Raw genomic sequence first — 26836 nt, forward strand, 5'->3', positions numbered from 1 at the left:
ACGGGGCAACGCCGCGTATTACCGGCCGATACCGCTGTCGTCGGCAACCAGCACCGGCCGTTCATTGCCGTCCGCGTCCACCTCAACCGGATTCAGCTTTAGATGCAGTTTCTGCACGGTCCCTTTGTCGCGCTTGGCCTTGCCGTCGGCGTTGACTACCCAAAACTTGACGCCGCCGCCGGCCTCGGCGCTTTTCGTGACGGTGACTTGCAGTTCCAAGTCTATCGACTCGACGCGAAAACGCAGCTTTTTGCCGTCTCCCTCCCGCTGCGCTTTATCGAGCTCGGCGCGCAAATCGATCAACATGTCGGCTAACGGTATCTGTTCCATATGGGTCTCCTCGTGGATGGTTGAGTCTAGCGATTGTACTATCGCGCTAGAACTTGGGACATCTCGGTCTTTGTAGCGTCCGCTCGGACTTGCCGATCTTGGCGGACCAAGCCCTAGGTTTTTATGCCGACGCCTTTGTGCAGCAACCATAGACTCAGGCTTATCAGCAGCGCGATGACGCCGGCCGTCATTTCGAAGGCCAGCAGGATGGGAACGTCGCTGACGCCTATCATGCCGTAGCGGAAGGCGTTGATCATGTACAGGATCGGATTGGCCCGAGCCACCTGTTGCCAGACCTCGGGTAACATCGCCACCGAATAGAACACGCCGCCCAGGTAGCTGAGCGGCGTCAGCACGAAGTTGGGGATGATCGAGATGTCGTCGAAGCTGTCGGCGAACACCGCGTTGATGAAGCCGGCCAGCGCGAACAAGGTCGCGGTCAACACGAACACCACGCAAACCACGTCCCAGTGCAATACTTGGATTTTTGTAAACAGCATCGAAATCCCCGCCACCACCAAGCCGACCAGCACGCCGCGGGCGATGCCGCCGCACACATAGCCGGCCAGTATCACGTAATTCGGCACCGGCGCCACCAGCAATTCCTCGATATGGTGTTGAAACTTGGTCGAATAAAACGACGACACCACGTTGGAATAGGAATGGCTGATCACCGACATCAAAATAATGCCCGGTACGATGTAATCCATGTAGCTGACGCCGTGCACCAAGCCGATGCGCTCGCCGATCAGCTTGCCGAAGATCAAAAAGTATAATGCGGTCGTGATCGCCGGCGGCAACAAGGTTTGCGGCCAGATGCGAGTGAAGCGGCGAATCTCCTTGCCCAGGATCGTCCAAAACGCGACGGAGTACGTCATTGCACCAGGTCCATAAACATTTGCTCCAAGCGGTTGGATTTGTTTCTAAGGCTCAGCACTTCGATGCCCCGCGCCGACAACTCCTGAAACAGGCGGTTCAGCCCCAGCGCCTTGGGTACCGAAACGTCCAGCACGCGCTCCCCGGCCAACGCGATCGCGCAACCGGCAATGGCCGGCGCCTCGCGGAGCGGCTCGGCAATATCCAGCACGAAATGGTCGGTATGCAGCTTGGCCAGCAGATCGCTCATCGCCGAATGCTCAACGATCCGGCCATCGTCGATGATGGCGATGTTGCGGCACAGGCTTTCGGCTTCTTCCAGATAATGGGTGGTCAGGATGATCGTCGTCCCCTGCTGGTTGACCTCTTGCATCATGTCCCACATCGCCCGGCGAATCTCAATGTCGACGCCGGCGGTGGGCTCGTCCAGGATTAGCAGACGCGGCTCGTGCACCATGGCTCTGGCGATCATCAGCCGCCGTTTCATGCCGCCCGACAAGCGCCGCGATACGGTATCGCGTTTGTCCCATAACTCCATTTGCCGCAAACAGATTTCGGTGCGCCTCAGGGCTTGCTTGCGGGGAATGCCGTAGTAGCCGGCTTGGTTCAACACCACGCCATGCGCCGTCTCGAATTGATTGAAATTGACTTCTTGCGGTACCAAGCCGATACAGCGCTTGGCGCCGGCCGTGTCGCGATCCAAGTCGTGACCGAAGATTTCGACGGTCCCGCTGGACTTGTTGACCAGCGAACTGACGATGCCGATCAACGTGGATTTGCCGGCGCCATTCGGGCCGAGCAATGCGAAAAAATCGCCGAGTTCCACGTCCAAGTCCACGCCGTTCAAGGCCTGGAAGCCATTGTTATAGGTTTTTTTTAGGTTGCGGATGGATAAAGCCGTCATGCTCTAGTTTATAATGCCCGGCGGTAGTGATGACGTTCCGGCGCGGATCGCCGGCCGTAAAAGCAGTCGATTCTATCAGAATTGGCATTTACTCAGCAGCCAGAACAGGAATACTACTTTGCCATTTCCGATACCGACCAGCGTTGCCGCCGTGGACCTGGGTTCGAACAGCTTCCACATGATTATCTGCAGCTTGATGAACGGCAAACTACAAACCGTGGACCGTTTAAAGGAGATGGTGCGTCTGGCGGCGGGTCTGGATCAAAACCGCAATCTGGAACCGGCCACCCAGGAACGGGCGCTGGCCTGCCTGGAGCGATTCGGCCAACGTATCCGCAATTTTCCGCCGCACAGCGTGGCGATCGTCGGCACCAACACGCTACGCATCGCCCGCAATTCCCAGCAATTCATCAACAAGGCCGAAAAAGCCCTGGGCCACCCGATCCACATCATTTCCGGCATCGAGGAAGCCCGTTTGATTTACCAGGGCGTCGCCCATAGCCTGGGCAGCGATGCCAACAACCGTTTCGTGATGGATATCGGCGGCAGCAGCACCGAATACATCATCGGCCGCGAAGATGTCGCCCATATCAAGGAAAGCCTGAACATGGGCTGCGTCACGGTCAGCCAAGCATTTTTCAAAAGCGGCAAAATCAACAAGAAAGCCTTTCGCAACGCGATGTTGTTTGCCGAACACCATTTGGAGCCGTTTCAGGACACCTTCAACCGCAAGCAATGGGACGAGGCAATCGGCGCTTCCGGCAGTCTGAAAGCAGTCAGTAACGTATTGCAAACCTCCGGCTGGAGCAACAACGGCATTACGATGGCGGGACTGGACGCGCTGGTCGAACACCTGTTGAAACTGAACGATATTGCCGAGATCGACTTTCCGGCGCTCAGCATCGAGCGCCGGCCGGTTTTCATCGGCGCGGTAGCCATCGTCTACGCGACTTTCAAGACGCTGAACATCGAACAAATGACCGTCGCGGACGGCGCGCTGCGGGAAGGTTTGGTTTACGATTTGTTGGGCCGAATCTACAACCACGATATTCGCGGCCAAACCTGCGAATTGATAACAGCCCGCTACCACACCGATCGCCGCCACAGCGAACAACTTAAGGCCACTTTGCGCTACATGGCCGAACAACTGAACGACCACCCCAGCTTTGCGGACAACCCGGCGACGCTACAGTTTTTGGAATGGGCCGCCGATTTACACGAAATCGGTTTCGAGATTGCACACAGCCAGTATCATAAACACAGCGCTTACATCATCGAGAATGGCGATCTGGCCGGTTTTTCCAAACAAGATCAATTGTTGCTGGCGTCGCTGGTCCGCAGCCACCGGAAGAAATTCAAGGCCTGCCGCTTCGAAGACCTGCCCATGCCTTGGCGCCAACACGCGCCGATCATGGCGATCTTGTTCAGACTGGCCACGCTACTGCATCGCAATCGGCATAGTCCGCGCCCTGACTTCAAACTGAACGTCGAAGATCGCGACATCCGGATCGATTTTCCGCAAGGCTGGCTCGAACAGGCGCCGTTAACCGACGCCGACCTTAGAAAAGAAATGCTGTATTTAAAGGAAAGCCGCTTCAATTTGATCTTCGATCAATGCTGAAACGCCTGCTCTATTCGCTACTGGGACTAGCGCTATCGATCACGATATTACTGTGTTTTGCATTGGATGACAGCCCATCGCCGCAAATCCAACAAAGCCTGAACCGCGACGACATCCAACGCGCCAAGCAATTGCTGAACGTTAGCGCCGATGAACGCGACTCTGTAAAAACAGTCAATTTAAACCAAAAAGACTTAAATATCGCGGTCAGCTATCTGCTTAACCACTTCGTCGAAAACACCACCCAAATTCAGTTGCTCAACGACCGCCTACAGGCGCAAATCGCGATTTTCGTACCGGAAAACCCGTGGGGCCGCTATTTGGACATCAACTTCAGCCTTCGGCAAGCCGACCGCGGTATCCGCATCAAATCCTTTAAAATCGGGGAAATATCCATCCCGGATCCGGCCGCGAATGTGCTGATACCCGCCATCGTGGAATACCCGCCCCTAAAAAAATATTGGCTGGTCGCCAGCCAATACGTGCAAAACGTCAGGATCACCCCGAACGCGCTGGAAATCAGTTATCTTGGCTCGGTGGTCGAATCGGCGAAGCAGTTGGCCATCCAAAAACATCGGGAATACCCCAATCTGCACCGCTATCAGCAGCAGATCAATACTATCGTCAGCCAACACGATCCGGCCTGGCGCTTGTCATTGATCGATCTGCTACAACCCTTGTTCGATTTTGCCTACCGCAATACCGAAGCAGCCGACGCGATTCGGGAAAACCGCGCGATCATTATCGCGGTCGGCAGTTACATTTATAAAAGCGAGCTACGCCGCTTTTTGCCGATCGGCTTGGTGTACAGCAAGGAACTTCCGGTCTACGCCTATAAACGCGTCGATATTCCGCAACATTTCATTGCATCGGCGCTACTGGCGGCGGTCGATGCCAAACTCTTAGGCGAACAACTTGGCGTGGACAAGGAATTGGGCGATGCGGAAAAAGGCAGCGGCTTTAGCTTTATCGACTTGAGCGCGGACCGGGCCGGTACCAAGTTCGGCACGCTGGCAATTTCGACTACCGAGCGGGCCAGGGAATTACAGAAAGTCCTCTCGCAAATCAAGGACTATTCCGCGATTATCCCCGACGTGCAAGACTTGCCCGAGCACATGGACGCCCAGACCTTCAAAAACCGTTACCAGACAGTTGGAAGTCCGAAATACGCCGCCACGGTAGCGGAAATCGACCGAAGGATTTCCGACTTACCGCTCTACCGCACCGACTAACGAAAAAACTCCGCTCCGATCCTGGCGAAGAGAACGAAACGTCCGCTACACCAGAATAACAAACGGGCAGTCGAGTTAATTAAAAATGGATTCGAACGAATAACCGTTGGTTTCCAGGATTTCTTTCAAGCGCTTTAAGCCATCCATCTGGATCTGTCTGACCCGCTCGCGAGTGACGCCCATTTCCAGCGCGACTTGTTCAAGGGTGGCGTTTTCGAAGCCGCACAGTCCGTACCGACGGCAAATCACTTCGCGTTGTTTTTCGCCTAGTTGATACACCCAATGGGTGACGTTGTTTTGAATGAAGTCTTCCTGCAGGATTTCCGCCGGACTGCGGCTCTCTTCCTCGGAAATGGTTTCCAATAAAGGCTTGTCGAAATCCTTACCGAACGATACGTCGACCGAAGTCACTCTCTCATTCAGTTTCAGCATTTTGCTGACGGTTTTCGCGGGTTTGTCCAAATGCTTGGCAATTTCGTCCACGGTGGGCTCGTGATCGAGTTGTTGCGCCAAACTGCGTTGAGCCTTCAGGTAAACGTTCATTTCCTTGACGATGTGAATCGGCAAGCGAATCGTGCGGGTCTGATTCATGATAGCCCGTTCTATCGTTTGCCTGATCCACCATGTCGCGTAGGTGGAAAACCTGAATCCGCGATCGGGATCGAATTTTTCGACTGCCCGAATCAAACCGAGATTGCCTTCCTCGATCAGATCCAGCAGCGGAAGGCCACGGTTTAAGTAGCGCCTGGAAATTTTCACAACCAGACGCAAATTGCTTTCAATCATGATTTTGCGGGCTTGAGTATCGCCTTGTTGCGTGCGCCGACCGTAAATTTTTTCTTCATCGGCGGTCAGCAGTTGGGATTTGCTAAGTTCGTTAAGATAGGCTCGGGTCGCGTCGAAAGTCCCTTCGTTTTGCGAGTCGCTGGTGTCGATTTCCGCTAGTTTGAACGTTTCCGCGGAATCGACCTCTTCGATTTCGTCCTCCACTTCATCGAAAGAAATGAAATCGGGCATATCCATGTCTTTTATTACATCTATCGCTTCTTCCATCATGATTAGTCTCCCAGGTATTTGGCTTGCTGATTCAGTTATTGTTCTGTTCGGGCCGTCCCTAATAGGGAATCGGCCTTCAATCTCAAATACGGATTAGAGTGCAATCCTTACGTCGCCTAGTCCGGCCCGATAGGACGGTCCGACCAACTGCAACCCTCATCTCCCTTTTTTTTCGCCTTAGCATAAACTCAGAAATTATCCCTGTTTACGGCGAGCGCCAGTATAACTTTAATTTTTTTATCCTATGAGTTGAATTTCCAGGTTTTTTTGTGGCTCACATCTCCTTTTTGGAATTGATCCGGCGACTGCAGAATATCGAAACCGCGACTATTTCACACTAAGTTCAAAATCAAAATCTGACTTCGATCAGATTTATCTTTCGTTCAGAGTGATGCGCTTCACATAAATTCGAAATTCAAACTCAATAGCGGTTTGGCACGATGCCGTCACGATCAGTTTTTCAGCAGCACCCGCTTCGCCAAATTAATCCGCGCGGCCAAATAGTCGGACCCGCCACGGTCGGGATGCACCCGCGAAATCAGCTTGCGATGGGCTTGCACAATGTCGGCCTGACTGGCGCCGATTTTCAGTCCCAAAACCTCCAGGGCTTCAGCCTCGCTCATTGCAGCGGTCTTACCGCCGCGCCCTTGCCCTGAGCCAGCCTGCCCCGACCGACCGGAATCGTGGCGACTGGTTTGAAACCAAAGCCACAAGCGCTGCAATTGCGGCGCCACTCTGATCAATATCGGTAAACCGCGCCAGACAAACGCCGCCGCCACACCCAGCGCGCCGAACAACCAACCCAGACGACCGCTCAACGCTAAAACCGCCAACAGTAGGACGCCGCCAATCGTCAACCATTGACGCAATTTGTCGCCCGATGGTTTAGCCGGCAACGCCATCCACCAACGTACCGCGAAAAACAAGCCGACCACCAGCAATAACAAAACGATGCGTATCACCCCACCTCCGGACCGCCACCCAAGGCTAGCCATAATACCTTAGAATACCCGGCTTTCTTGCGCTTCCGAGACCCGCGATGCTTCAGCCGCCGCCGCTGTTGGGATTCGCCGCCTACAGCGGCACCGGCAAAACCACGCTATTGACCCGTCTGTTGCCGCTGCTCAAGGCAAACCGGCTGAAGGTCGGCGTGATCAAGCACAGTCACCACGATTTCGAAATCGACCAACCCGGCAAGGACAGTTACCGGCTCAGACTAGCCGGCGCGACACCGGTCATGTTGGTATCTCGCTTCCGACGCGCGATCATCAGCGAATTGTCGGCCGCTACCGAGGTTACGCTAGCCGAGCAATTAGCGGCATTTCCTAGCGCCGGCCTAGACTTGATTTTGGTGGAAGGCTTTCGAGACGAACGCTATCCCAAAATCGAATTGCACCGATCGGCGCTGGGCAAACCGTTGCTGTATCCGAGCGATCCCAGCATTATCGCAATTGCCTGCGATACCCAACTGCGGCCAGAACCGCCGATACCCAAACTCGACCTCAACGACCCGTCGGCGATTGCCGACTTTATTCTCAACACCTATTTGAGCTCGCTATCGTGACCAACCTTTGTTACCCAAGCCATAAACCGTTACTCAGCGCCGAACAAGCCTTGGAGCGGATCGCCTCGGCAATAATCCCGCTATCGGAAACCGAAACCGTCGCGCTGTCGGACGCACTTGGCCGTGTGATCGCGGAAAGTCCGCAAGCGCCTCAAGATATTCCGCCGCAAGCCAACGCGGCGATGGACGGTTACGGTTTAAACAGCGCGCAGATATTGCCGAGTCAAACCTTCCGCTTGCGCGTCGTCGGTACTGCGTGGGCCGGCCAACCCTTCGTCGGCGAACTGGCGGATGGCGAATGCGTCAGAATATTCACCGGCGCGGTGGTACCCGACGGGGTCGATAGCGTGGTCCAGCAAGAGCAAGTCGATAGGGACGGCGAGTTTGTGCTGTTCGGCGCCGATTGTCCCGCCGGCAGAAACGTCCGCGCCATCGGTAGCGACGTGCATCGCGGCGATACCTTGATCAGCGCGCCGAAAAAATTGACCGCCAGCGATCTGGCCTTGTTGGCCGGCGCCGGCATCGCCGACATTCGCGCCCATCGCCGTTTGAATATCGGCTTTTTCTCGACTGGCGACGAATTGACACCGCTCGGAGAGCCATTGGGACACGGCAAAATCTACGACAGCAACCGCTATCTGCTATCCGGCCTGTTGGCCGACGCCAACCATCGAGTCGTCGATCTTGGCATCGTCAGAGACGATCCGGCTCTGCTCGAGCAAACCTTGCTCGACGCCGCCGATCGTTTCGATGTCGTCTTGTCCACCGGCGGCGCCTCGGTCGGCGACGCCGATTACGTTCAAGAAACCCTGGCCAAATGCGGCCAGGTCGAGTTCTGGAAATTGGCGATCAAACCCGGCAAGCCGCTAGCTTTCGGCAAAATCGGCGCCAGCTGGTTTTTCGGACTACCGGGCAACCCGGCCGCCGTATTGGTCACTTTCCGGAAGTTCGTGGCGCCGGCCTTGCGTCAACTGGCCGGCGAACCGGCCGCCGGGCCTTTGCAATTGCTGGCCCGTTGCGACAGCCGGCTGAAAAAATCGGCCGGCCGTCAGGAATATCAACGCGGCATCGTCAGCCAAATCGCGCCTGGCCAGTACGCAGTCAAGCTCGCGGGCGGCCAAGAGTCGCATCAATTGACAGTAGCCAGTCACGCCAACTGCTTCATTGTGCTGGACGCAGACTGTGCCGGCGTCAAACCGGGCGAGTCAGTCATCGTCGAGCCCTTCAGCACCAACTTGCCACCGCTCTGATTCTGACTCGGCCGCCGGCAACTTTTCAGCCCTGCAACGCATCCAACTCGTCCCAACGGCTGTAAGCGGCGGCCAGTTCGGTTTCCACCGCCTGCAATTCCGCCAGACTGGCCGCGACGGCCTCTTGCGATTGCTTGTAAAACTCGCCGCCGCCGATCGTCGCGGTCAGTTCGGCTTGGCGGCTTTCCAGTTGTTCGATGCGTTCCGGCAGTTGCTCCAGCTCGCGCTGTTCCTTGAAGCTAAGTTTCTTGGCCGGCGCGGTTTTGGGCTTGTCTTTCTTGGCCGCTGCGTCGGCGACTTTCGCCACCTCGGCTTGTTGTTTTTTATTGCGCTCTGACAGCGCAAACCAATCGGCGTAACCGCCGATGTATTCTTCAACCCTGCCCTCGCCCTCGAACACCAACACGCTGGTGACCACGTTATCCAGAAACTCGCGGTCGTGGCTGACCAGCAATAAGGTGCCCTGGTACTCGACCAGTTTTTCCTCGAGGATTTCCAGGGTTTCCAAATCCAGGTCGTTGGTCGGTTCGTCCATAACGATCAAATTGGCCGGCTTGGTAAACAAGCGCGCCAACAGCAAGCGGTTTTTCTCGCCGCCGGATAGACTCTTGACCGGCGAACGAGCCCGCGCCGGCGCGAACAGAAAGTCGGCCAGATAACTCATCACATGGCGCCGGCCGCCGGGCAGGTCGATGAATTCACCGCCGTCGAGCACGCTGTCGGCCACCGAGATTTCAGGGTCGAGCTGTTCGCGCAATTGGTCGAAATAGGCGATTTGCAGATTGGTACCCAGTTCGACCGTGCCTTGCGTCGGCTGCAACTGACCGAGCAACAGTTTCAGCAAGGTCGATTTGCCGGCGCCGTTGTTGCCGATCAAACCGATCTTGTCACCGCGATCGATGCGAATCGAGAAATCGCGGATGATAGTGCGGTCGCCATAGCTGAACTCGACATCGACCGCCTCGATGACCTTCTTGCCGGATACCTCGCCCTTATTCAACGATAGTTTGGCGGTGCCCTGGGTGTTGCGGCGCTCGGCGCGTTCGGCGCGCAATTTTTTCAGCGCCCGTACCCGGCCTTCGTTGCGGGTGCGTCTGGCCTTGATACCTTGGCGTATCCAGACCTCCTCCTTGGCCAGCTTCTTGTCGAATTCGGCATTCTGATTGGCTTCGTCTTCCAGTGCCGCCGCCTTGCGCACCAGGTAATCCTGATAATTGCCGGCCCACGACGTCAACTGACCGCGATCGAGATCGATAATGCGGGTCGCCAGTTTTTGCAAAAAAGCCCGGTCGTGGGTCACGAACAGCACCGCGCCGGCGAAGTTCAACAACTGTTCTTCCAGCCAGGTGATGCTTTCGAAATCCAGATGGTTGGTCGGTTCGTCGAGCAGCAACACCTCCGGATCAATCACCAAGGCCCGCGCCAAGGCCACTCGCCGCTTCCAGCCGCCGGACAGACTACTAACCTTAACATCGGCCGGCAATTGCAAGCGGCTCAATACCGCCTCGACCCGCTGTTGAAACTGCCAGCCGTTGGCGGCTTCCAATTTGTGCTGGACTTCGCCCAGCGCGTCCAACCCGGCTTCGCTGCCGTCCATGTGCGTCAACAACTCGTGGTAGCGGGCAATTAGTCCGCCCAATTCACCCAAACCGCCAGCCACGGCTTCGTAGATCGTATCGCCGTCATTCAGATTCGGCTGCTGCTCCAGCCAAGCCAGCCGCAATTCCGGCTGCTTCCAGATCTCGCCGCCGTCGGCGTGAATATCGCCGGCGATGATTTTCATCAAGGTCGATTTGCCCTCGCCGTTGCGACCCAACAGCCCGACCCGTTCGCCGGGGTCTAGTTGAAAATCGGCATGATCGAGCAAGGCATGAGTGCCGAAAGCAATAGAAACGTTGGTCAGGCGAATTAAGGGCATAACTTTTGTAAATAGCGGCGGAGTAAGTCCAGGGTCAGCCAGGCTGATTGGGTTTGTTTGGTGTTTGCGGTGCCGCCCAGGGTATGCTGTTTGCAATACCAGCCGTCCGGCGTCAGCAGGCCATTATAAAGGACGATGGTACTGTCGCGGTTGCGGTAATCGTCCGGTCCGCCTTGATAAAGCTGAACCAGGGCCAGATCGGCGCCTCGCGCTCGCAAGCTTTCGGCCAATTGTCGCACCGCCAATTCGAGAAGCTCGTTCTCGGTAGAAACCCCTAATTGCCGCCCGGCTTGAGCCGCATCGCGGCAAACTAAGGTTGAATCCAGCCAATCGTAAAACTGACATAGGGCCGCCAGCCGGCCGCCGCTGGCGGTTTCCAGTATCGCCACTCGACTATCGACCGGTAGCAATCGATCGACAACCGTCGGCAAATCGCCGCCAGCCACGCCCTCCAGGCCGTCGATCGCGAACACGCAGTCGCCGATCGCCGCGCGTACCCGGCCGGCCCAGTCGCGAATATCGGCCAGCGGAAAGTCGGCCGCAAACAGTAACTTGGTTTGCACCTCGTCCGGCGCGGCTCTAAACCCCAGTTGCACGCCGCCGGGTAATGGAATACCGGCCAAGGCTTGCTGTATCGCCGATTCGCCGATCCCAACGCTGCGCAACATCACTAAACGATCCGGCCGTAACCTAAAGCGTTGCTGCAACTGCCGCCCCACGTCGGCAAACAGCGTTTTCATTTCCATCGGTACGCCCGGCAAAAAGGCGAACCAACACCGACCGATTTGCAACGCAAAACCCGGCGCGGTGCCGACCGGATTATCGATGCGCACGGCGCCGCGCGGCAAATACGCCTGTTTGCGGTTGGCGGCCGGCATGACCCGCCGCCGATTGGCGTAATAGCGTTCGATATGGCTCAGGGCTTGTTCGTCCAGCACCAGCGGCAAATCGGCGGCGATGCTCACCGCTTCGGCGGTCAAATCGTCGACGGTGGGTCCCAGACCGCCGGTGCAGACGCAACAATCGGCGCGGCCGGCGATCTCTCGAACCAAGGCCACCAGATCGTCCAGTTTGTCGCCGACCGCGGTGTGCCGGGTCACGCTGAAACCCAGCTCCACCAAGTGTTGCGACAACCAGGCGGCGTTGCTGTCCACCACCTGGCCGGTGACGACTTCCTCGCCTTGCGAAAACACTTCGGCAATGGCCTTCATAACACCTCGAACCAAAACGGCAAACTAAACAAACTCAGTCCAGTCGTGACGGTCACCGCCGTGGCATACAACGAACTATCCAGTTGGTAGCGGTCGCACAGCACCACGCCCAACACCATGCTCGGCATCGCGATATCCAAAATCGCCGCCGCCCGAAACGGATTTTCGAGCTGCAAGACATCCGCGATGTAAATGCCGGCCCACGGAAACCACATTAATTTAATAAGCACCACCGGCGGGATATAGGGCAGATTGCGCCACCTTACCGCTCGCCAACTCAAGGCCAATCCCAACGAAAAGATCATCAGCGGCGCCACCGCGGCCGACAGCATCGTCAGCAATCCGGCCAACCACAACGGTGCGGGCAGGTGATTCAGATTCAAAACCACCGCCAGTAACGCCGCCCAAAACGGCGGCGCGTTAAAAAATCCCAGCCGGGACTTGGGCTGGTCTTTTTCGGCGGCGCCGTAGTGGCGCGCCAGCAGGATACCGACCGTGAACACCATCGGCGCCGCCGCGAACAAGTCCATCTGTATCACCACCGAGCGCGACCACCCGCCGTAGGCTTGCTCCAGCACCGGCAATCCCAGATAAGTCGTGTTCGGAAACGCCGCGGCAAGTATCATCGCACCGGTCTGGGGCCGCTGGAAACGGAGCAGCTTGGCGATCAACCCGCTGACGACAACCGCCAACAAGATGCTGGAACAACCCAACAGGCTGAATTTCAACGACTGCCAGCCGATGTCGGCCTTCCACAGCACCTCCAGCACCATGGCCGGCAATAAAAAATAATAAACGACGCTGGTCAACACCAGGCGGGTTTGATCGGCCGCGAGTTTATTCGGGCACAGGACTCTCCAGGCCGCGCCGCACAGCATTAGCACGGTCATCTGGATCAAAGTGGTCGTCATTTAGGGATTTAGTTCGATGGGCAATGCCGGCAGTATAGGCAAAAACCCCTTCCGAATCGAACGCCGCAGCAACTTGTCGCAAACCCGACATTTGTCGAGACCGCCACGCGCCGGCACCCGGCAAACCTCGGCAAATCGGCATTCCCGCGCTTGGTATCGCTCTTGCTTAATCGCTAATAATTTGTGTAGCCCCGGAATCGCCATGACAAACCGCCCAACTCACCGCCGCGCGACCACCTCGGAGCCTGGAGTTCGCCGATGAGCGCGACGCCGCTGCAAATCGCCGTCGCCACCAAGGACGGCATCTCTATCAACGAACATTTCGGTCACGCCAAACACTTTGCGATCTATCGTTTGACGCCGGACCATTGCGAGCACCTGGAAAGCCGCGACGTCGATCATTACTGCCACGGCCAACACGGCGATCAGAACGCGCTGGCCGGCATACTGGAAACCATCAAGGACTGCGACGCCGTGTTCGTGGCGCGCATCGGCGACGGCCCGACCGCCAAGGTGAACGCCATCGGCGTCGCGGCGGTCGCCGACTACGCCTATATGGCGGTCGAGGAGTCGTTACTCGATTACGCCAAGCGGCTGGCCGCCGGCGAGGCCGTCGGATGACGCCGGAAACCGTTGCCGCCTGGGTGGCGGCGCACCCGCTGACCCCGCTGCATGTCGATTGCGCAGTGACGGTGATGCTGAAAATCATCGACGGCAAATGCAAAATGCGCGCCGGCGAAAAAGTCGTGATGAGTTTGTTGTACGACCAAATCCGCGACCTGCCCGGTCAGTTGTTGGAGCCGGAGTTGCATGCATTGATCGCGACGGCCCGCGCCGCGCCGGACGACGAAGACCTAAAAAACCGAATCTACGAAAAGCGCTTGTTCGCCGAAACGGCGCTCTCCAGACCGGTGATGAAAGGCTTCAAGGCCATGCTTCGCGAGCAAGGGTTGTTGGAAAAACGCCAGAAAGACGAGGATGCGGACGCTTGATGCACCGAGCTTAACCCGGTTCTACCGTACCCGCCTCGAGCCTGCGCCATTGCCCGCAAGCCGCGCGACCAGCTTTCACTCGAAAAAGTCAAAACTCATCTGCCCGCCGGCCGCCGGCTTGCGGAATAAGTCGGTGCGGAGCGGCGGCAATCCGCGTTCCAGGCCGAGTTTTTTCCGGATTAACCCGAAGCGCTGCGCAATCAAATCGGCGTAGACACCCTCGCCGCGCAAACGCCGATGAAAGCTCGGGTCGTAGACCTTGCCGCCCCGGCTGTCGCGCACCCGGTTCATCACGTGCTCGGCCTTCAGCGGGTAATGCTCGCGCAACCATTCGTCGAATAAGTCGGCCACTTCCAGCGGCAGGCGCAGCAGAATGTATTCCGCGCTGATCGCTCCGGCCCGCTTCGCGGCCGACACGATGGCTTCCAATTCGTAATCGGTCAACACCGGAATCAACGGCGCAACCATCACGCCGACCGGCACGCCGGCTTCGCTCAAACGAGTCAGCGTTTCCAAGCGGCGCTCGGGCGCGGCGGCGCGGGGTTCCAGCGTCCGCGCCAAGCGGCGATCCAGGGTCGTGATCGACAAGCACACCGACGCCAAGCCCTGGCCGGCCATCTCGGCCAGGATGTCGATATCCCGTTCGATCAGCGCCGATTTGGTGACGATGCCGACCGGATGCCGGGTTTCCCGCAGCACTTCCAAAATGTCGCGCATGGTGCGCTGGCGGCGCTCCAACGGCTGATAGGGATCGGTATTGGTACCCAGCGCCAGCGGCGCGCAACGGTATTGGCGCTTGCCGAGTTCCGCGCGCAGCAACGTCGCGGCGTCGGGTTTGACTAAGATACGGCTTTCGAAATCCAACCCCGGCGAATAGCCAAGATACGCGTGGGTCGGCCGCGCGAAACAATACACGCAACCGTGTTCGCAACCCCGGTACGGGTTGACGGAACGGTCGAACGGAATATCCGGCGAATCGTTATAGGTGATCACCGATTTGCTGGCATCGACGATGATTTCGGTCGCCAGCGGAGGCAAGTCGACATCCAAGCTCCCCCAGCCGTCGTCCTCGGCCTGGCTTCGTTGTTTTTCGTAGCGGCCGGCGGCATTGCTGACGGCACCGCGACCTTTGTGAATCAGAGGCTTGGACATGACAAAAACCAAAGGAAGAAGCGCGTGCGCGCCCTTGGATTCCGGACGGCCGGTCGTCTAGCGCGGCAAACGCTCGGTTGGGCGACTTCCTCTATCTTGGCAAACTTCGAACCGGCGCGCAAAGCATTTTCGGCCATCGAACTTCCACAGCGCCTAGGTGCGATCCTCCGGGTAACCGTTTCGAATTTGCCTACCCAAACTGGATAGCGACTCAAAATGGTCTAAGCTAATCCGAGAAAAACCGTAAGCCCCGGCCAAACCATACCGTTTCGCGAAGCGCGGACAAATTTGATCGAACGCGCGCTACGGCCCGCCGCAGCGTTCCGCCCACATTTCCGACCTTCAACGACATCCACGGAGAAACCCCATGACTGTTAAACAGAGACTTTTACTCCTATCGTCGTCCGCCATGCTGGGCTTGGTCGGACTGGCGCTGTTAGGCTATATCCAGCTCGCGAAAGTTTACGACGCGGCGAGTTATGCCGGCGTTAACACGGTACCGACCTATCGGATATTTTTCGAGATTCGAAAACAACTGGCCGATTTGAGGGAATATTCGTTGTTTCACGTCATCATCACCGATCCGGCCGGCATGGCGACATTGGAGCCGAAAATCGCCGAAGCCCGCGCGAAATTGGACGACACGTTGAAGCGCTATACCTTGGACGCCTGCAACGGCGCCAGTTGCCTTTCGGACGCCAAGGAACAGGCCATGCTCGACAACGTTAAATCGCTATTGGCGGCGTACGATATTCCGCGTCTAAAAGTTTTCGATTTCTCTAGGCAAAACCGCACCAAAGAGGCCGAAGCGGCGGTCAGGGAAGAATTGATGCCGGCCATTAAAAAACTACAGGACGCCATCCAAACCGAGTTGGACTACAACTCCCAATTGGCCGACCAAGGGATGCTCGAAGCGAGCCGCATCCAGCAAAGCGCCACTAATATTTCGGTCGGCATCGCGGTACTGATCACACTGCTAGTTGGGATGATGAGCTGGATGATCATCCGCAATTTGATGCGCCAACTGGGCGGCGAACCGGACGCGGTCGCCGGACTGGCCAATCAAATCGCGGTCGGCGATCTCAGCGGCACCATCGTGTTACAAGCCGGCGATAACGCCAGCGTGATGGCCGCGATGAAACACATGAGCGACACCATCAAAACGCTACTCGCCGCCATGGACCACATGTCCAAGGAGCACGACAAAGGCGAAATCGACGCCGTCGTCGATGCCGCTAAGTTTCAAGGCAGTTTTAGAACCATGGCGCAAGGCGTCAACGACATGGTCGGCGCCCACATCGGCGTCAAGAAAAAAGCCATTGGCGTGTTCATGGCCTTCGGTAACGGCAACTTCGACGCCGACATCGAAAAACTGCCGGGCAAAAAGGTGTTTATCAACGAAGCCATAGATCTAGTTCGCGGCAATCTGAAAAGTTTTATCGCCGACATGAACCGTATGGCCGGGCAGCACGACGCCGGCGAAATCGATTTCAAGATCGATACCGGCAAATTCCAAGGCGAATTCGCGACGATGGCTAAAGGCGTCAACGACATGGTCGGCGCCCACATCGCCGTCAACCAAAAAGCCATCGCCTGCTTCGAGCAATTCGGCCAAGGCAACCTGGATGCCGATATTGAAAAACTTCCCGGCAAACTGATCTTTATCAATAACGCCATCGATAAAATCCGCGCCAATTTGCGCGCGGTCATTGCCGATACCGATACCTTGATCAAAGCCGCCGCCGAGGGCCGCCTGGACGTCCGCGCCGACGCTGGCAAGCACCAAGGCGACTTCCGCAGATTGGTGCAGGGCATCAACGACATCATCGACGGCATCGTGTTGCCGGTTAACGAAGCGGTGGAAGTGTTGGGTCTGGTCGAGCAAGGCGACCTGACGCGGATCGTCAAAGGCAACTATCAAGGCCAACTCGGCGAATTCAAGGACACCGTCAACAATACCATCGCCAAACTGTCCGAGACCATCGCCGAGGTCGTCTCCGCGACCAATCAGTTAAGCAACGCTTCCGAACAAATCCAATCCACGTCGCAATCGCTGTCGCAAGCCGCCAGCGAACAAGCCGCGGGCGTCGAGGAAACCAGCGCCAGCATCGAGGAAATGGCCGCCAGCATCGGCCAGAACGCCGAAAACGCCAAGGTCACCGACGGCATGGCCACCAAAGCCTCGCAGGAAGCGGTCGAGGGCGGCGCCGCCGTCAAGCAAACCGTCGAGGCGATGAAAAGCATCGCCGGCAAAATCGGCATCATCGACGACATCGCCTATCAAACCAATATGCTGGCTTTGAACGCCGCCATCGAGGCCGCCAGGGCCGGCGATCACGGCAAGGGCTTCGCGGTCGTCGCCGCCGAGGTACGCAAACTGGCCGAGCGCAGTCAGATCGCCGCCCAGGAAATCGGCCAATTGGCCGAAACCAGCGTCAGCACCGCCGAAAGCGCCGGCCGCTTGCTGGACGCCATCGTGCCCAGCATCGCCAAAACCTCCGATCTGGTGCAGGAAATCGCCGCCGCCTCGCAGGAACAATCAGCCGGCGTCAGCCAAGTCAATACCGCGATGAATCAGATGAACCAAATCACCCAGCAAAACGCCGCCGCCAGTGAAGAATTGGCTTCCACCGCCGAGGAAATGACCGGTCAGGCCGAACAATTGCAAGGCTTGATGAGTTTCTTCAAGATCAGCGGCGCGACGGGCAACACCGGCGGCGGGCAACGCCGAACCGCTCATTCTACAACCCAAGCCAAGATCAAACACGCACCCACCAACCCGAACGACCCGACCCACCTGGATTTGAATCTGCATCAATTCGAACGGTTCTAGGTTCGCCCGCGAATAAGTAAAACGCCGTTACAATGCGCTGCTTTTACCCCGGCACGGAAAGCCGGGGTAAAAGCCCCCCTCCGCTAGATTAATCACCTTACGATGAATGTCGTGAGGCACAACGTGCGGACATGCCGTTGTAGGAGCCGCCCATGATCGCGGCTAACGCCGCCCCCACGCACCGACTTACTTTTGGCGGCGGTTTCAAAATCGTTCGACCGGCAGCTCCGCTCAGCTAATCGCCAAGCGCGCTCGCGGCCTCGTATCTCCGAGGGTATTCGCTAAACCTCAGACGCCCCTGATCGATAGTCGGCGTCTAATTTATCAACTCCATCGCTAAACATAACAGCAAACTATACCGCGTAGAGTTAACGCTGGCCTCAAATTCCTCAACATCGAATACATTCGCCGGAAACGACAATAGCCCAACGCTGGACTCACTCAAATACCGAGGACACCGGCAACCCAATTTTTTCATCAACCACATGTAAAACAATTGATTTTTTTCATTAACGAAACTAGTTACTCCGAACAAACGCCGCACTTTCGCGGCACCGCGTGGAGCGCTCGGCAATGAGTAGCTCGCTAACTCACCGCACTTTAGCTAACGCGTAAAAAGATTATTTTTTTGAACACCATGGCATAGCGCATGATAATAGGCTATAGATATTTAGCGCAAAACAAGGCATTCTAAAATGCCGCACCCGACAAGCTATCCGGCGACCTCGGTCCAGCAGGCTCAAAGAACACGGGGTCCGTCATGGAACGGCCGGCCGAATCAAGTCAGGGAAGCTCAACATCGGGAGGTCCACATGTCCATCGTACAACGCATGTCGCTTTTGATCGGAATCGCTTTACTAGGCCTGTCCAGTCTGGCGGGCGTCAGTTATCAACAATTGGATAGTGTCTTTACGGCCGCCAACTACGCCAACGCCAATAGCGTGCCCTCGCTGATTGCGCTGAATCGCCAATTCAAAACCTTCGGCCAAGTTCGAGCCAGACTTTATCGGCACGTATCGAATACCGATCCGGACAAGATCGCCGAATTAAATCAATCGATAACCGAGGCACTCAGCGCATTCGAAACCAGCCTGAAGCAGTACGACGCTCTGGTATCCGACGCCGAGGACAAGCGCCTGTACACCGCTAACCTCGCGGCCTTCGAAAAATACCGGGCCGGCGTCGATACCGTCCTGGCGCTGTCCAAGCAAAACCGTAAGGACCAAGCGCTAGCGGCGCTGGAGCAAATGACTCCGCTAAGCGCGACACTCCAAGATGCACTCGAACAGCAAGGACAATATAACGGCAATCTGGCCGAACAAAGTGCCGGCCAAGCCAAGGACATCAAAGCCCACGCCTCGATATGGCTAGCGGTCATCGCACTACTGGCGTTGGCGACGATCGCACTATTGGGCTGGTTTGTGACCCGCAAACTGAGCCGCCAATTGGGCGGCGAACCGGACGAAGTCGCTCGATTGGCGGGCAGGATAGCCGTCGGCGATCTGAGCGGCGAGATTCGGATTGACGCCACCGATACCGCCAGCGTCATGGCTGCGATGAAACATATGAGCGACACGATTAAATCCCTGCTGGCCGACATGAACCGGATGGCCGCCGAACACGAGCAAGGCGATATCGACGCGGTCGTCGACAGCCAACGCTTTCAAGGCAGCTTTCGACAAATGGCGCAAGGCGTCAACGACATGGTATCGGGCCATATCGCCGTCAAGAAGAAAGCGATGGCGGTGTTCAAGGCCTTCGGCGAAGGCGATTTCGACGCCCCAATGGAGAAACTACCCGGCAAGAAAGCGTTTATCAACGACACGATAGAACTGGTGCGCGGCAATCTGAAAGGCTTTATCGCCGATATGAATCACATGAGCAAACAACACGAAGCCGGCGACATCGACGTGTTGATGAATACCCAAAAATTCCAAGGCGATTTCAGCGTCATGGCGCAAGGCGTCAACGACATGGTATCGGGCCATATCGCCGTCAAGAAGAAAGCGATGGCGGTGTTCAAGGCCTTCGGCGAAGGCGATTTCGACGCCCCGATGGAGCGCTTGCCCGGCAAGAAAGTCTTCATCAACGACACGATAGAACTGGTGCGCGGCAATCTGAAAGCCGTGATGGCGGACACCAATACGCTGATCAGCGCCGCCGCCGAAGGCCGATTGGACGCGCGCGCCGATGCCGGCCGGCATAAAGGCGACTTCAATAAACTGGTGCAAGGCATCAACCAAATCTTGGATGCCATTTTGATCCCGATCGGCGAAGGCAACCGCGTTCTTAGCCTGATTCGCGGCGGCGACCTGCGCCAACGCGTCGAGATCGCTTGCAAGGGCGACCACGACAAAATGAAACAAGCCGTCAACGGCGTGCATGCCTGGCTGTCCGATCTGATCGCCTACGTCACTAAACTGGCGAACGGCGACATGAGCGCGGAAATGGCGAAAGCCTCCAGCGACGATCAAATACACGAGTGGCTGATGCTACTCAAGCACAACATTCAGGCGCTGGTCACCGACGCCAACAAGCTATCTCAAGCCGCCGTCGAAGGCCGTTTGGCCACCCGCGCCGACGCCACCCGGCACCAAGGCGATTTCCGCAAGATCGTCGAAGGCGTCAACGACACGCTGGACGCGGTGATCGGCCCGCTCAACGTCGCCGCCGACTACGTCGATAACATCGCCAAGGGTAATATCCCGGCCAAAATCACCGACACCTATCACGGCGATTTCAACATTCTGAAAAACAACCTGAACACCTGCATAGACGCCGTGAACGCCTTAGTCGCGGATGCCAACAAACTGTCGCAAGCCGCCGTCGAAGGCCGCTTGGCGACCCGCGCCGACGCCACCCAGCACCAAGGCGATTTCCGTAAAATCGTCGAGGGCGTCAACCAAACCTTGGACGGCGTCATCCTGCCGATCAACGAAGTCGTCGAGGTGCTGCGGCTGGTCGAACAAGGCGACCTGACTCGTCCGGTCAAGGGCGATTACCAAGGTCAATTGGGCGAATTCAAGGATACCGTCAACAACACCATCGCGAAATTGTCGCAAACCATCGCCGAAGTGGTCGCCGCCGCCGAACAACTGGGTACCGCGTCCAAGCAAGTCAGCGCCACATCGCAGTCGCTGTCGCAAGCGTCCAGTGAACAAGCCGCCAGCGTCGAGGAAACCTGCGCCAGCATCGAACAAATGGCGTCCAGCATCAATCAGAATGCCGATAACGCCAAGGTCACCGACGGCATGGCCACCAAGGCCTCGCAAGAAGCCAACGAGGGCGGCGAGGCGGTCAAGCAAACCGTCGTGGCCATGCGAGACATCGCCAGTAAAATCGGCATCATCGACGACATTGCCTACCAAACCAACATGCTGGCGCTGAATGCCGCCATCGAAGCGGCCCGGGCCGGAGACCACGGTAAGGGCTTCGCGGTGGTCGCCGCCGAAGTACGCAAACTGGCGGAACGAAGTCAGATCGCGGCCCAGGAAATCGGCAAGCTCGCCGAAACCAGCGTCAATACCGCGGAAAGTGCCGGTAAGCTGCTGGATTCCATTGTACCCAGCATCGCCAAAACCTCCGATTTGGTGCAGGAAATCGCCGCCGCCTCGCAGGAACAATCGGCCGGCGTTAGCCAAGTCAATACCGCGATGAATCAGATGAACCAAATCACCCAACAGAACGCCTCCGCCAGCGAGGAGCTGGCCTCCACCGCCGAGGAGATGACCAGCCAATCCTTACAACTGCAAAATCTGATGAGTTTTTTCAAAATTGCCCGCGCCGCCGGACAAATTAACCCAGTCCGCGCGCCGGAACATCGCAAATCGAGCATGCCGCGCGACCTCCCCGAACACGCCGCGAGCGGCACCGTGGATTTGCACCAATTTCAGCACTTTTAAACGACCAAACGCTTAATCCAGCCTAACCGTGAACGCTGGACTACGGCCCGCCGCCCATCCCGCGGCGGGCCGTCGTTCGATTCCATCACGTGCTCGCGACGGTCTCACCAACACGCAGACCTGGTAAAGCGGGCTAGAGCCCGGTTTGATAACCATCGACAGCTCGGACTCAACACCCATCTGCTCCGCTAAAACGACCTCCGGATACTAGCGTATGACCATTCCGGGGACTTTCAAACGCCCCTCCGAATCCAGCCTCGAAGCCGCGAATCACCGAATCGTCAGCCACAAGCCCCCTCTCGCGTAGGCTTGGCGGAGGCTTAGATACCAGCCGACAGGCCGCCTCTGGCAACCCTGCGTTCGGCGACGTTTCCAGCGCCAGCCGATTTGCGGCAAATTCCGTTCTACACTTATGGAATTACCGATCCAGACCCGCCTAGGCATAACCGACAGCCCGGAAAACCGACTGACTCCGGCGACTTTCAAACCGAGCCCGCCATCCATACCAGGAGACATTCCACATGCCATTGCCCACCCTCGCCAAGCTGAATGCAACCGCTTTCACGGCACCGCCTGCCCTGGGCACCCCGTTTGCCGTGGCGCCATCAGCACGATCGCGAGCGCGGGCGTCGTCCCGGCGCTACGCGGCAAACGCGCTGCTCGCCTTGGCGTTGACAGCCTGCGGTAGCGGCGGACAGCGACCGGCGCCGCCAAAATTGATCGACACCGGCAAGCCGGCCCTGCACGCCATCGACAGCCAAGACCTGCGGCAGTCGATGCAACGCATGCATAACTTGATGTACGAACGCAATTTGACCGAGCACGAGATGGACAATCAGCGCCGCGAAGCGCTGTATCGCGTGCAACAAGCGGCGGAAGGCGTCGAGCACGCTCTGGCGGCGATGCGTCTAGCCATGCCAAACCTGCATCTTGAATCGGACGAACAAAAAGTCTTCGCTTCGCTGGCGGATAAACTGCTGATCCAGGCCGGGCAACTCAAATCCCAAGCGCAAACCTTGCAGATCGACGCGATTCCAACCACGTTGGAAGCCATTTCGGCAACCTGTACGTCCTGCCACGAGTTGTTCCGCGATTTCAAGAAACCCGGAGGCCAATAATGCACAGCCGTCCTCGCCTGCTCCTCACCATCGCCTCCGGCGTATTTCCGCTAGCCGCGACAGCGGCCGACGATGTGCGCGCCTTGTTGCGACAACTCGGCAACCAAGTCGCCGAACTCAAGCAACACGCCGATCAAGCCGATGCCAGAATCCGCGATCTGGAAACCCGCTTGGCCGCCGAGCAACAAAAAAACCGGCAATTGACGACTCAGGCCTCGCCGGCGGCGAATGGCGTCGTCGCCGTTTCGGCCAGTCCCGCCGCCAACCCGACCGAAGCGAAACCGGAAACCAAGCCGCCAGTCACGTTGGGCGATACCAAGGGTACCTTTAAGATACCCGGCACCGACACCTCGCTGGGCTTCGGCGGCTTCGTAAAACTAGACGTCAACGAAAACAGCGTCAGCGCCCCGTCGTTTGGCGACCAATATTTATCCATCTCGAATATTCCGGTATCGCATCGCGGCGAGGACAGTCAACTAGCGTTCAACGCCAGGGAAAGCCGCTTCTGGTTCAAATCGTTCACACCCAGCACTTGGGGCGATATCAACACCTACCTGGAACTGGATCTGTACGGGGCCGCCGCCAGCTATACGCCCCGATTGCGCCACGCCTACGGCTCGTTCGGCAATTTCCTGGCCGGCCAAACCTGGACCACGTTTTTAAACGAATTGGCGGCGCCGGACACTTTGGATAATGCCGGCCCGGTCGGTCTCGCTAAATTTCGCCAACCGCTAGTGCGTTGGACCCAGCCGTTTAAATTCGCTGGCGAGAGCTTGGATTTGCAACTGGCGGCCGAATCCCCCAACAGCACGCTGTGGACCGGCAGCGGCTGGAGTCCGGCGCTCGGTACGCTGACCTACGACAACCTCACCACCACCGGCGACGATCGCTATCCGGACCTGATCGCCAAACTGGTCTACAAACCGGACTGGGGCAATCTATCGTTGGCGGCGATGGGCCGGCAGATTCGCAATGCCAACAATACCAGCGGCGCGGCGCGAGAAGCTTGGGGCGGCGGCGTCAGCCTAGCCGGCAAAATCAATGTCTTCGAACTCGACAATATCCGCTTCACGCTGAATTACGGCAACGCGATAGGCCGTTATTCTTCGGTCAACCGTCTGGAAGACGCCGCGCTGGATTCGGCCGGTAACCTGCATTTGGTCAATGTGTACAGCGCCGTGACGGCCTACCAACATTGGTGGAGCAACACCTGGCGCAGTACCTTCGCCTACGGTTTCGAGCAAGCCGACCAGCCCGATTTCGTGGCCGCGACGATGACTCGCCAAGCCCAATCGGTACATGCCAACTTGCTGTGGAGTCCGTTGCCGCAAGCCACTTTGGGCATTGAATACCTGTACGGCAGCCGCGAATTGATCGACGGCCGCAACGGCAACATCAGCCGGGCCATGTTCTCGGCCAAATACAATTTTTAAACTTTGCCGGATACGGGCAAAGTTAGCGGTTTCGCTCCGCTAATTCCTTGCTTTTCGTCTAGGCTTAGATTAACCGGGATCGTCGTGCGGATTTAGCCGACAAGCCAATTCGCTCGACGTCATCGAACACTCATTCGCCGAAGGTTTCAAATTCGGCATCAACAAAACCGACATGTCGATTCAATCTTTACGGAGGGGCCAATGTTTAACAACATGAAAATCGCGGTAAAACTGGGGCTTAGCTTTGGAGTCGTGTTGCTCCTGCTGGGCGCTATCGTCTGGGTAGGGATCGCCAATATGGGCAATTTGGCCGAGACCACCCGATCCATTGTGGAAGAAGATTTCGTCAAGGTGAAATACACCAGCGACATGATCGAAAACACGCTGGATAACGGCCGGCTAATGCGCAATATGTTACTGACCGACGATGAAAGCAAACTTCAGGAAATGAAGCGGGACCTTCAAGCGAATCGCGACGAGAACAAAACCATACTCGCCAAGTTGGATGCCTTGATCCAATCCGAGAAGGGCCGCGCATTGCTCGACGCCGCCGGCAACCTACGCAGCCAGCTATCACCAAAATACGAAACGTTTTACAGTCTGCTAGCCGACAAAACCAAGGGTAAGGTCGCCGCCACCGAGTTTCTGTTGAAAGACTGGGCGCCCAACAATACCGCTTACGTAACCAGTCTGAAAGCAATCAACGATTTCCAAAACGAAAGGATGAAACAGGCCTATAAAGATGCCGACGACTTGTACGACAGCAGCAAAACCATCATGTTTGGCGTCGCGCTGGTCGCGTTGCTGGTTAGCCTACTGATTGCCTGGTTTGTGACGAGAGGATTGATTCGCCAACTGGGCGGCGAACCGGGCGATGTGGCCGCGCTGGCCAACCGAGTCGCGATCGGCGATCTCAGCGGCGAAATCCGCTTGGACGCCGGCGACACCACTAGCGTGATGGCCGCGATGAAGCATATGAGCGACACCATCAAAACCCTACTGACCGACATGGACCATATGGCTCGCGAACACGACAAGGGCGAAATCGACGCCGTGGTGGACGGCGGCAAGTTTCAAGGCAGTTTTAGGACCATGGCCCAAGGCGTCAACGACATGGTCGGCGCCCATATCGCGGTCAAGAAAAAAGCCATGGCGGTATTCAAAGAGTTCGGCAGCGGTAACTTCGAAGCCGACATCGAAAAACTACCCGGCAAAAAAGCGTTTATCAACGAAGCCGTCGATCTGGTTCGCACTAATTTGAAGGCCGTCATCGCCGATACCGATACCTTGATCAAAGCCGCCGCCGAGGGCCGCCTGGACATACGCGCCGACGCCGGCAAGCACCAAGGCGACTTCCGCAGATTGGTGCAGGGCATCAACGACATCATCGACGGCATCGTGTTGCCGGTTAACGAAGCGGTGGAAGTGTTGGGTCTGGTCGAGCAAGGCGACCTGACGCGGATCGTCAAAGGCAACTATCAAGGCCAACTCGGCGAATTCAAGGACACCGTCAACAATACCATCGCCAAACTGTCCGAGACCATCGCCGAGGTCGTCTCCGCGACCAATCAGTTAAGCAACGCTTCCGAACAAATCCAATCCACGTCGCAATCGCTGTCGCAAGCGTCCAGCGAACAAGCCGCCGGCGTCGAGGAAACCAGCGCCAGCATCGAGGAAATGGCCGCCAGCATCGGCCAGAACGCCGAAAACGCCAAGGTCACCGACGGCATGGCCACCAAAGCCTCGCAGGAAGCGGTCGAGGGCGGCGCCGCCGTCAAGCAAACCGTCGAGGCGATGAAAAGCATCGCCGGCAAAATCGGCATCATCGACGACATCGCCTATCAAACCAATATGCTGGCTTTGAACGCCGCCATCGAGGCCGCCAGGGCCGGCGATCACGGCAAGGGCTTCGCGGTCGTCGCCGCCGAGGTACGCAAACTGGCCGAGCGCAGTCAGATCGCCGCCCAGGAAATCGGCCAATTGGCCGAAACCAGCGTCAGCACCGCCGAAAGCGCCGGCCGCTTGCTGGACGCCATCGTGCCCAGCATCGCCAAAACCTCCGATCTGGTGCAGGAAATCGCCGCCGCCTCGCAGGAACAATCAGCCGGCGTCAGCCAAGTCAATACCGCGATGAATCAGATGAACCAAATCACTCAGCAAAATGCCGCCGCCAGCGAGGAACTGGCCGCCACCGCCGAGGAAATGACCGGCCAAGCCGAGCAATTACAAAGCTTGATGAGCTTTTTTAAGATCGCCAACGCCGGCGGCCAACGTCGCGTCAGCACTTCCCACGGCGGCCATGCGCCTCACGCCAAACCGGGGGTTATCAAACTCGGCCCGACGCCAGCCCGCCACCACGATCAAGCCGGCTTGGATTTGGAAATGCAACATTTCGAGCGCTTCTAGTTGCCTAGTGGCTAAGGCGGAAGTCCTGACGCTCCCGCCTCCTCCGGCACGGCTTTCGATCCGGATATCAGCGAGTTCGAACGTATTCGAGCCGACCCGACAGCGCTTACGCGACCGCATCGGCCAA

20 protein-coding genes are annotated in these 26836 nt (G+C 57.4%); 11 read left to right on the forward strand and 9 right to left on the reverse strand.

Going from position 1 to position 26836, the window contains the following annotated elements; all coding sequences use genetic code 11:
* Positions 1-18: 18 nt before the first annotated feature.
* The 3 genes from ACQE3D_RS14930 to ACQE3D_RS14940 all read right to left on the reverse strand — a co-directional run bounded on the left by ACQE3D_RS14930 (position 19) and on the right by ACQE3D_RS14940 (position 2110).
* Positions 19-330, reverse strand: a complete 312-nt coding sequence (locus ACQE3D_RS14930) for a trypco2 family protein (protein ID WP_313729897.1) — start codon at positions 328-330, stop codon at positions 19-21.
* Positions 331-443: 113 nt separating this feature from the next.
* Positions 444-1208 carry an ABC transporter permease gene (locus tag ACQE3D_RS14935; protein ID WP_313729896.1) on the reverse strand — a complete coding sequence of 255 codons (765 nt, stop codon included), beginning with the start codon at positions 1206-1208 and terminating at the stop codon, positions 444-446.
* On the reverse strand, positions 1205-2110 hold the full coding sequence (locus tag ACQE3D_RS14940) for an ABC transporter ATP-binding protein (RefSeq protein WP_064028653.1): 906 nt from the start codon (positions 2108-2110) through the stop codon (positions 1205-1207). The genes ACQE3D_RS14935 and ACQE3D_RS14940 overlap by 4 nt, the downstream gene beginning before the upstream one ends.
* Before the next feature lie 118 nt (positions 2111-2228).
* Between ACQE3D_RS14940 and ppx the strand changes: the two genes are divergently transcribed.
* Positions 2229-3731 (forward strand): exopolyphosphatase, encoded by a 1503-nt coding sequence (gene ppx, locus ACQE3D_RS14945; protein WP_064028707.1) that lies wholly within the window; start codon positions 2229-2231, stop codon positions 3729-3731.
* The gene (locus ACQE3D_RS14950) at positions 3725-4963 is read left to right on the forward strand and encodes a hypothetical protein (protein WP_064028651.1); all 1239 of its coding nucleotides are present in this window, start codon (positions 3725-3727) and stop codon (positions 4961-4963) included. The genes ppx and ACQE3D_RS14950 overlap by 7 nt, the downstream gene beginning before the upstream one ends.
* A 75-nt stretch (positions 4964-5038) precedes the next feature.
* Here the strand turns inward: ACQE3D_RS14950 and rpoS are convergent, their stop codons facing one another.
* Positions 5039-6019, reverse strand: a complete 981-nt coding sequence (gene rpoS, locus ACQE3D_RS14955; protein WP_313729895.1) for an RNA polymerase sigma factor RpoS — start codon at positions 6017-6019, stop codon at positions 5039-5041.
* Positions 6020-6471: 452 nt separating this feature from the next.
* Complete coding sequence (locus ACQE3D_RS14960; protein ID WP_313729894.1) at positions 6472-6981, reverse strand: molecular chaperone DnaJ; 510 nt, start codon at positions 6979-6981, stop codon at positions 6472-6474.
* Positions 6982-7058: 77 nt separating this feature from the next.
* Here ACQE3D_RS14960 and mobB point away from each other — a divergent pair, with 77 nt between their 5' ends.
* Together mobB and moeA are read left to right on the forward strand one after the other, a co-directional pair.
* The gene (gene mobB, locus ACQE3D_RS14965; RefSeq protein WP_313729893.1) at positions 7059-7583 is read left to right on the forward strand and encodes a molybdopterin-guanine dinucleotide biosynthesis protein B; all 525 of its coding nucleotides are present in this window, start codon (positions 7059-7061) and stop codon (positions 7581-7583) included.
* Positions 7580-8833: a molybdopterin molybdotransferase MoeA gene (moeA, locus tag ACQE3D_RS14970; protein ID WP_313729892.1), complete on the forward strand. Its 1254-nt coding sequence runs from the start codon at positions 7580-7582 to the stop codon at positions 8831-8833. The genes mobB and moeA overlap by 4 nt, the downstream gene beginning before the upstream one ends.
* 25 nt (positions 8834-8858) lie before the next feature.
* On the opposite strand, the gene ACQE3D_RS14975 is transcribed toward moeA, so the two are convergent.
* The 3 genes from ACQE3D_RS14975 to ACQE3D_RS14985 are packed head-to-tail and all read right to left on the reverse strand — an operon-like array spanning position 8859 to position 12873.
* A complete protein-coding gene (locus tag ACQE3D_RS14975; RefSeq protein ID WP_313729891.1) occupies positions 8859-10751 on the reverse strand; it encodes an ATP-binding cassette domain-containing protein in 1893 nt (630 codons plus the stop codon).
* Positions 10742-11962 carry a competence/damage-inducible protein A gene (locus tag ACQE3D_RS14980; RefSeq protein ID WP_313729890.1) on the reverse strand — a complete coding sequence of 407 codons (1221 nt, stop codon included), beginning with the start codon at positions 11960-11962 and terminating at the stop codon, positions 10742-10744. Before ACQE3D_RS14980 ends, ACQE3D_RS14975 begins: the two co-directional genes overlap by 10 nt.
* Positions 11959-12873 carry an AEC family transporter gene (locus tag ACQE3D_RS14985; RefSeq protein ID WP_281020744.1) on the reverse strand — a complete coding sequence of 305 codons (915 nt, stop codon included), beginning with the start codon at positions 12871-12873 and terminating at the stop codon, positions 11959-11961. The genes ACQE3D_RS14980 and ACQE3D_RS14985 overlap by 4 nt, the downstream gene beginning before the upstream one ends.
* Before the next feature lie 258 nt (positions 12874-13131).
* Here ACQE3D_RS14985 and ACQE3D_RS14990 point away from each other — a divergent pair, with 258 nt between their 5' ends.
* On the forward strand, positions 13132-13494 hold the full coding sequence (locus tag ACQE3D_RS14990) for a NifB/NifX family molybdenum-iron cluster-binding protein (RefSeq protein WP_064028632.1): 363 nt from the start codon (positions 13132-13134) through the stop codon (positions 13492-13494).
* Positions 13491-13865: a hypothetical protein gene (locus tag ACQE3D_RS14995; protein WP_313729889.1), complete on the forward strand. Its 375-nt coding sequence runs from the start codon at positions 13491-13493 to the stop codon at positions 13863-13865. The genes ACQE3D_RS14990 and ACQE3D_RS14995 overlap by 4 nt, the downstream gene beginning before the upstream one ends.
* A 75-nt stretch (positions 13866-13940) precedes the next feature.
* Here the strand turns inward: ACQE3D_RS14995 and ACQE3D_RS15000 are convergent, their stop codons facing one another.
* Positions 13941-15017 carry a PA0069 family radical SAM protein gene (locus tag ACQE3D_RS15000; protein ID WP_313729888.1) on the reverse strand — a complete coding sequence of 359 codons (1077 nt, stop codon included), beginning with the start codon at positions 15015-15017 and terminating at the stop codon, positions 13941-13943.
* A gap of 367 nt (positions 15018-15384) precedes the next feature.
* Here ACQE3D_RS15000 and ACQE3D_RS15005 point away from each other — a divergent pair, with 367 nt between their 5' ends.
* The 5 genes from ACQE3D_RS15005 to ACQE3D_RS15025 all read left to right on the forward strand — a co-directional run bounded on the left by ACQE3D_RS15005 (position 15385) and on the right by ACQE3D_RS15025 (position 26709).
* A complete protein-coding gene (locus ACQE3D_RS15005) occupies positions 15385-17850 on the forward strand; it encodes a methyl-accepting chemotaxis protein (protein WP_313729887.1) in 2466 nt (821 codons plus the stop codon).
* 812 nt (positions 17851-18662) lie between these two features.
* Positions 18663-21752: a methyl-accepting chemotaxis protein gene (locus tag ACQE3D_RS15010; protein WP_313729886.1), complete on the forward strand. Its 3090-nt coding sequence runs from the start codon at positions 18663-18665 to the stop codon at positions 21750-21752.
* A 521-nt stretch (positions 21753-22273) separates the two neighbouring features.
* Positions 22274-22870: a hypothetical protein gene (locus ACQE3D_RS15015; protein WP_313729885.1), complete on the forward strand. Its 597-nt coding sequence runs from the start codon at positions 22274-22276 to the stop codon at positions 22868-22870.
* Positions 22870-24303 carry a DcaP family trimeric outer membrane transporter gene (locus ACQE3D_RS15020; RefSeq protein WP_313729884.1) on the forward strand — a complete coding sequence of 478 codons (1434 nt, stop codon included), beginning with the start codon at positions 22870-22872 and terminating at the stop codon, positions 24301-24303. The genes ACQE3D_RS15015 and ACQE3D_RS15020 overlap by 1 nt, the downstream gene beginning before the upstream one ends.
* Positions 24304-24504: 201 nt before the next feature.
* Positions 24505-26709 (forward strand): methyl-accepting chemotaxis protein, encoded by a 2205-nt coding sequence (locus tag ACQE3D_RS15025; protein ID WP_313729883.1) that lies wholly within the window; start codon positions 24505-24507, stop codon positions 26707-26709.
* Positions 26710-26836: the final 127 nt, after the last annotated feature.

Source organism: Methylomonas sp. MS20, from assembly GCF_050275925.1.
Classification (GTDB): domain Bacteria; phylum Pseudomonadota; class Gammaproteobacteria; order Methylococcales; family Methylomonadaceae; genus Methylomonas; species Methylomonas koyamae_A.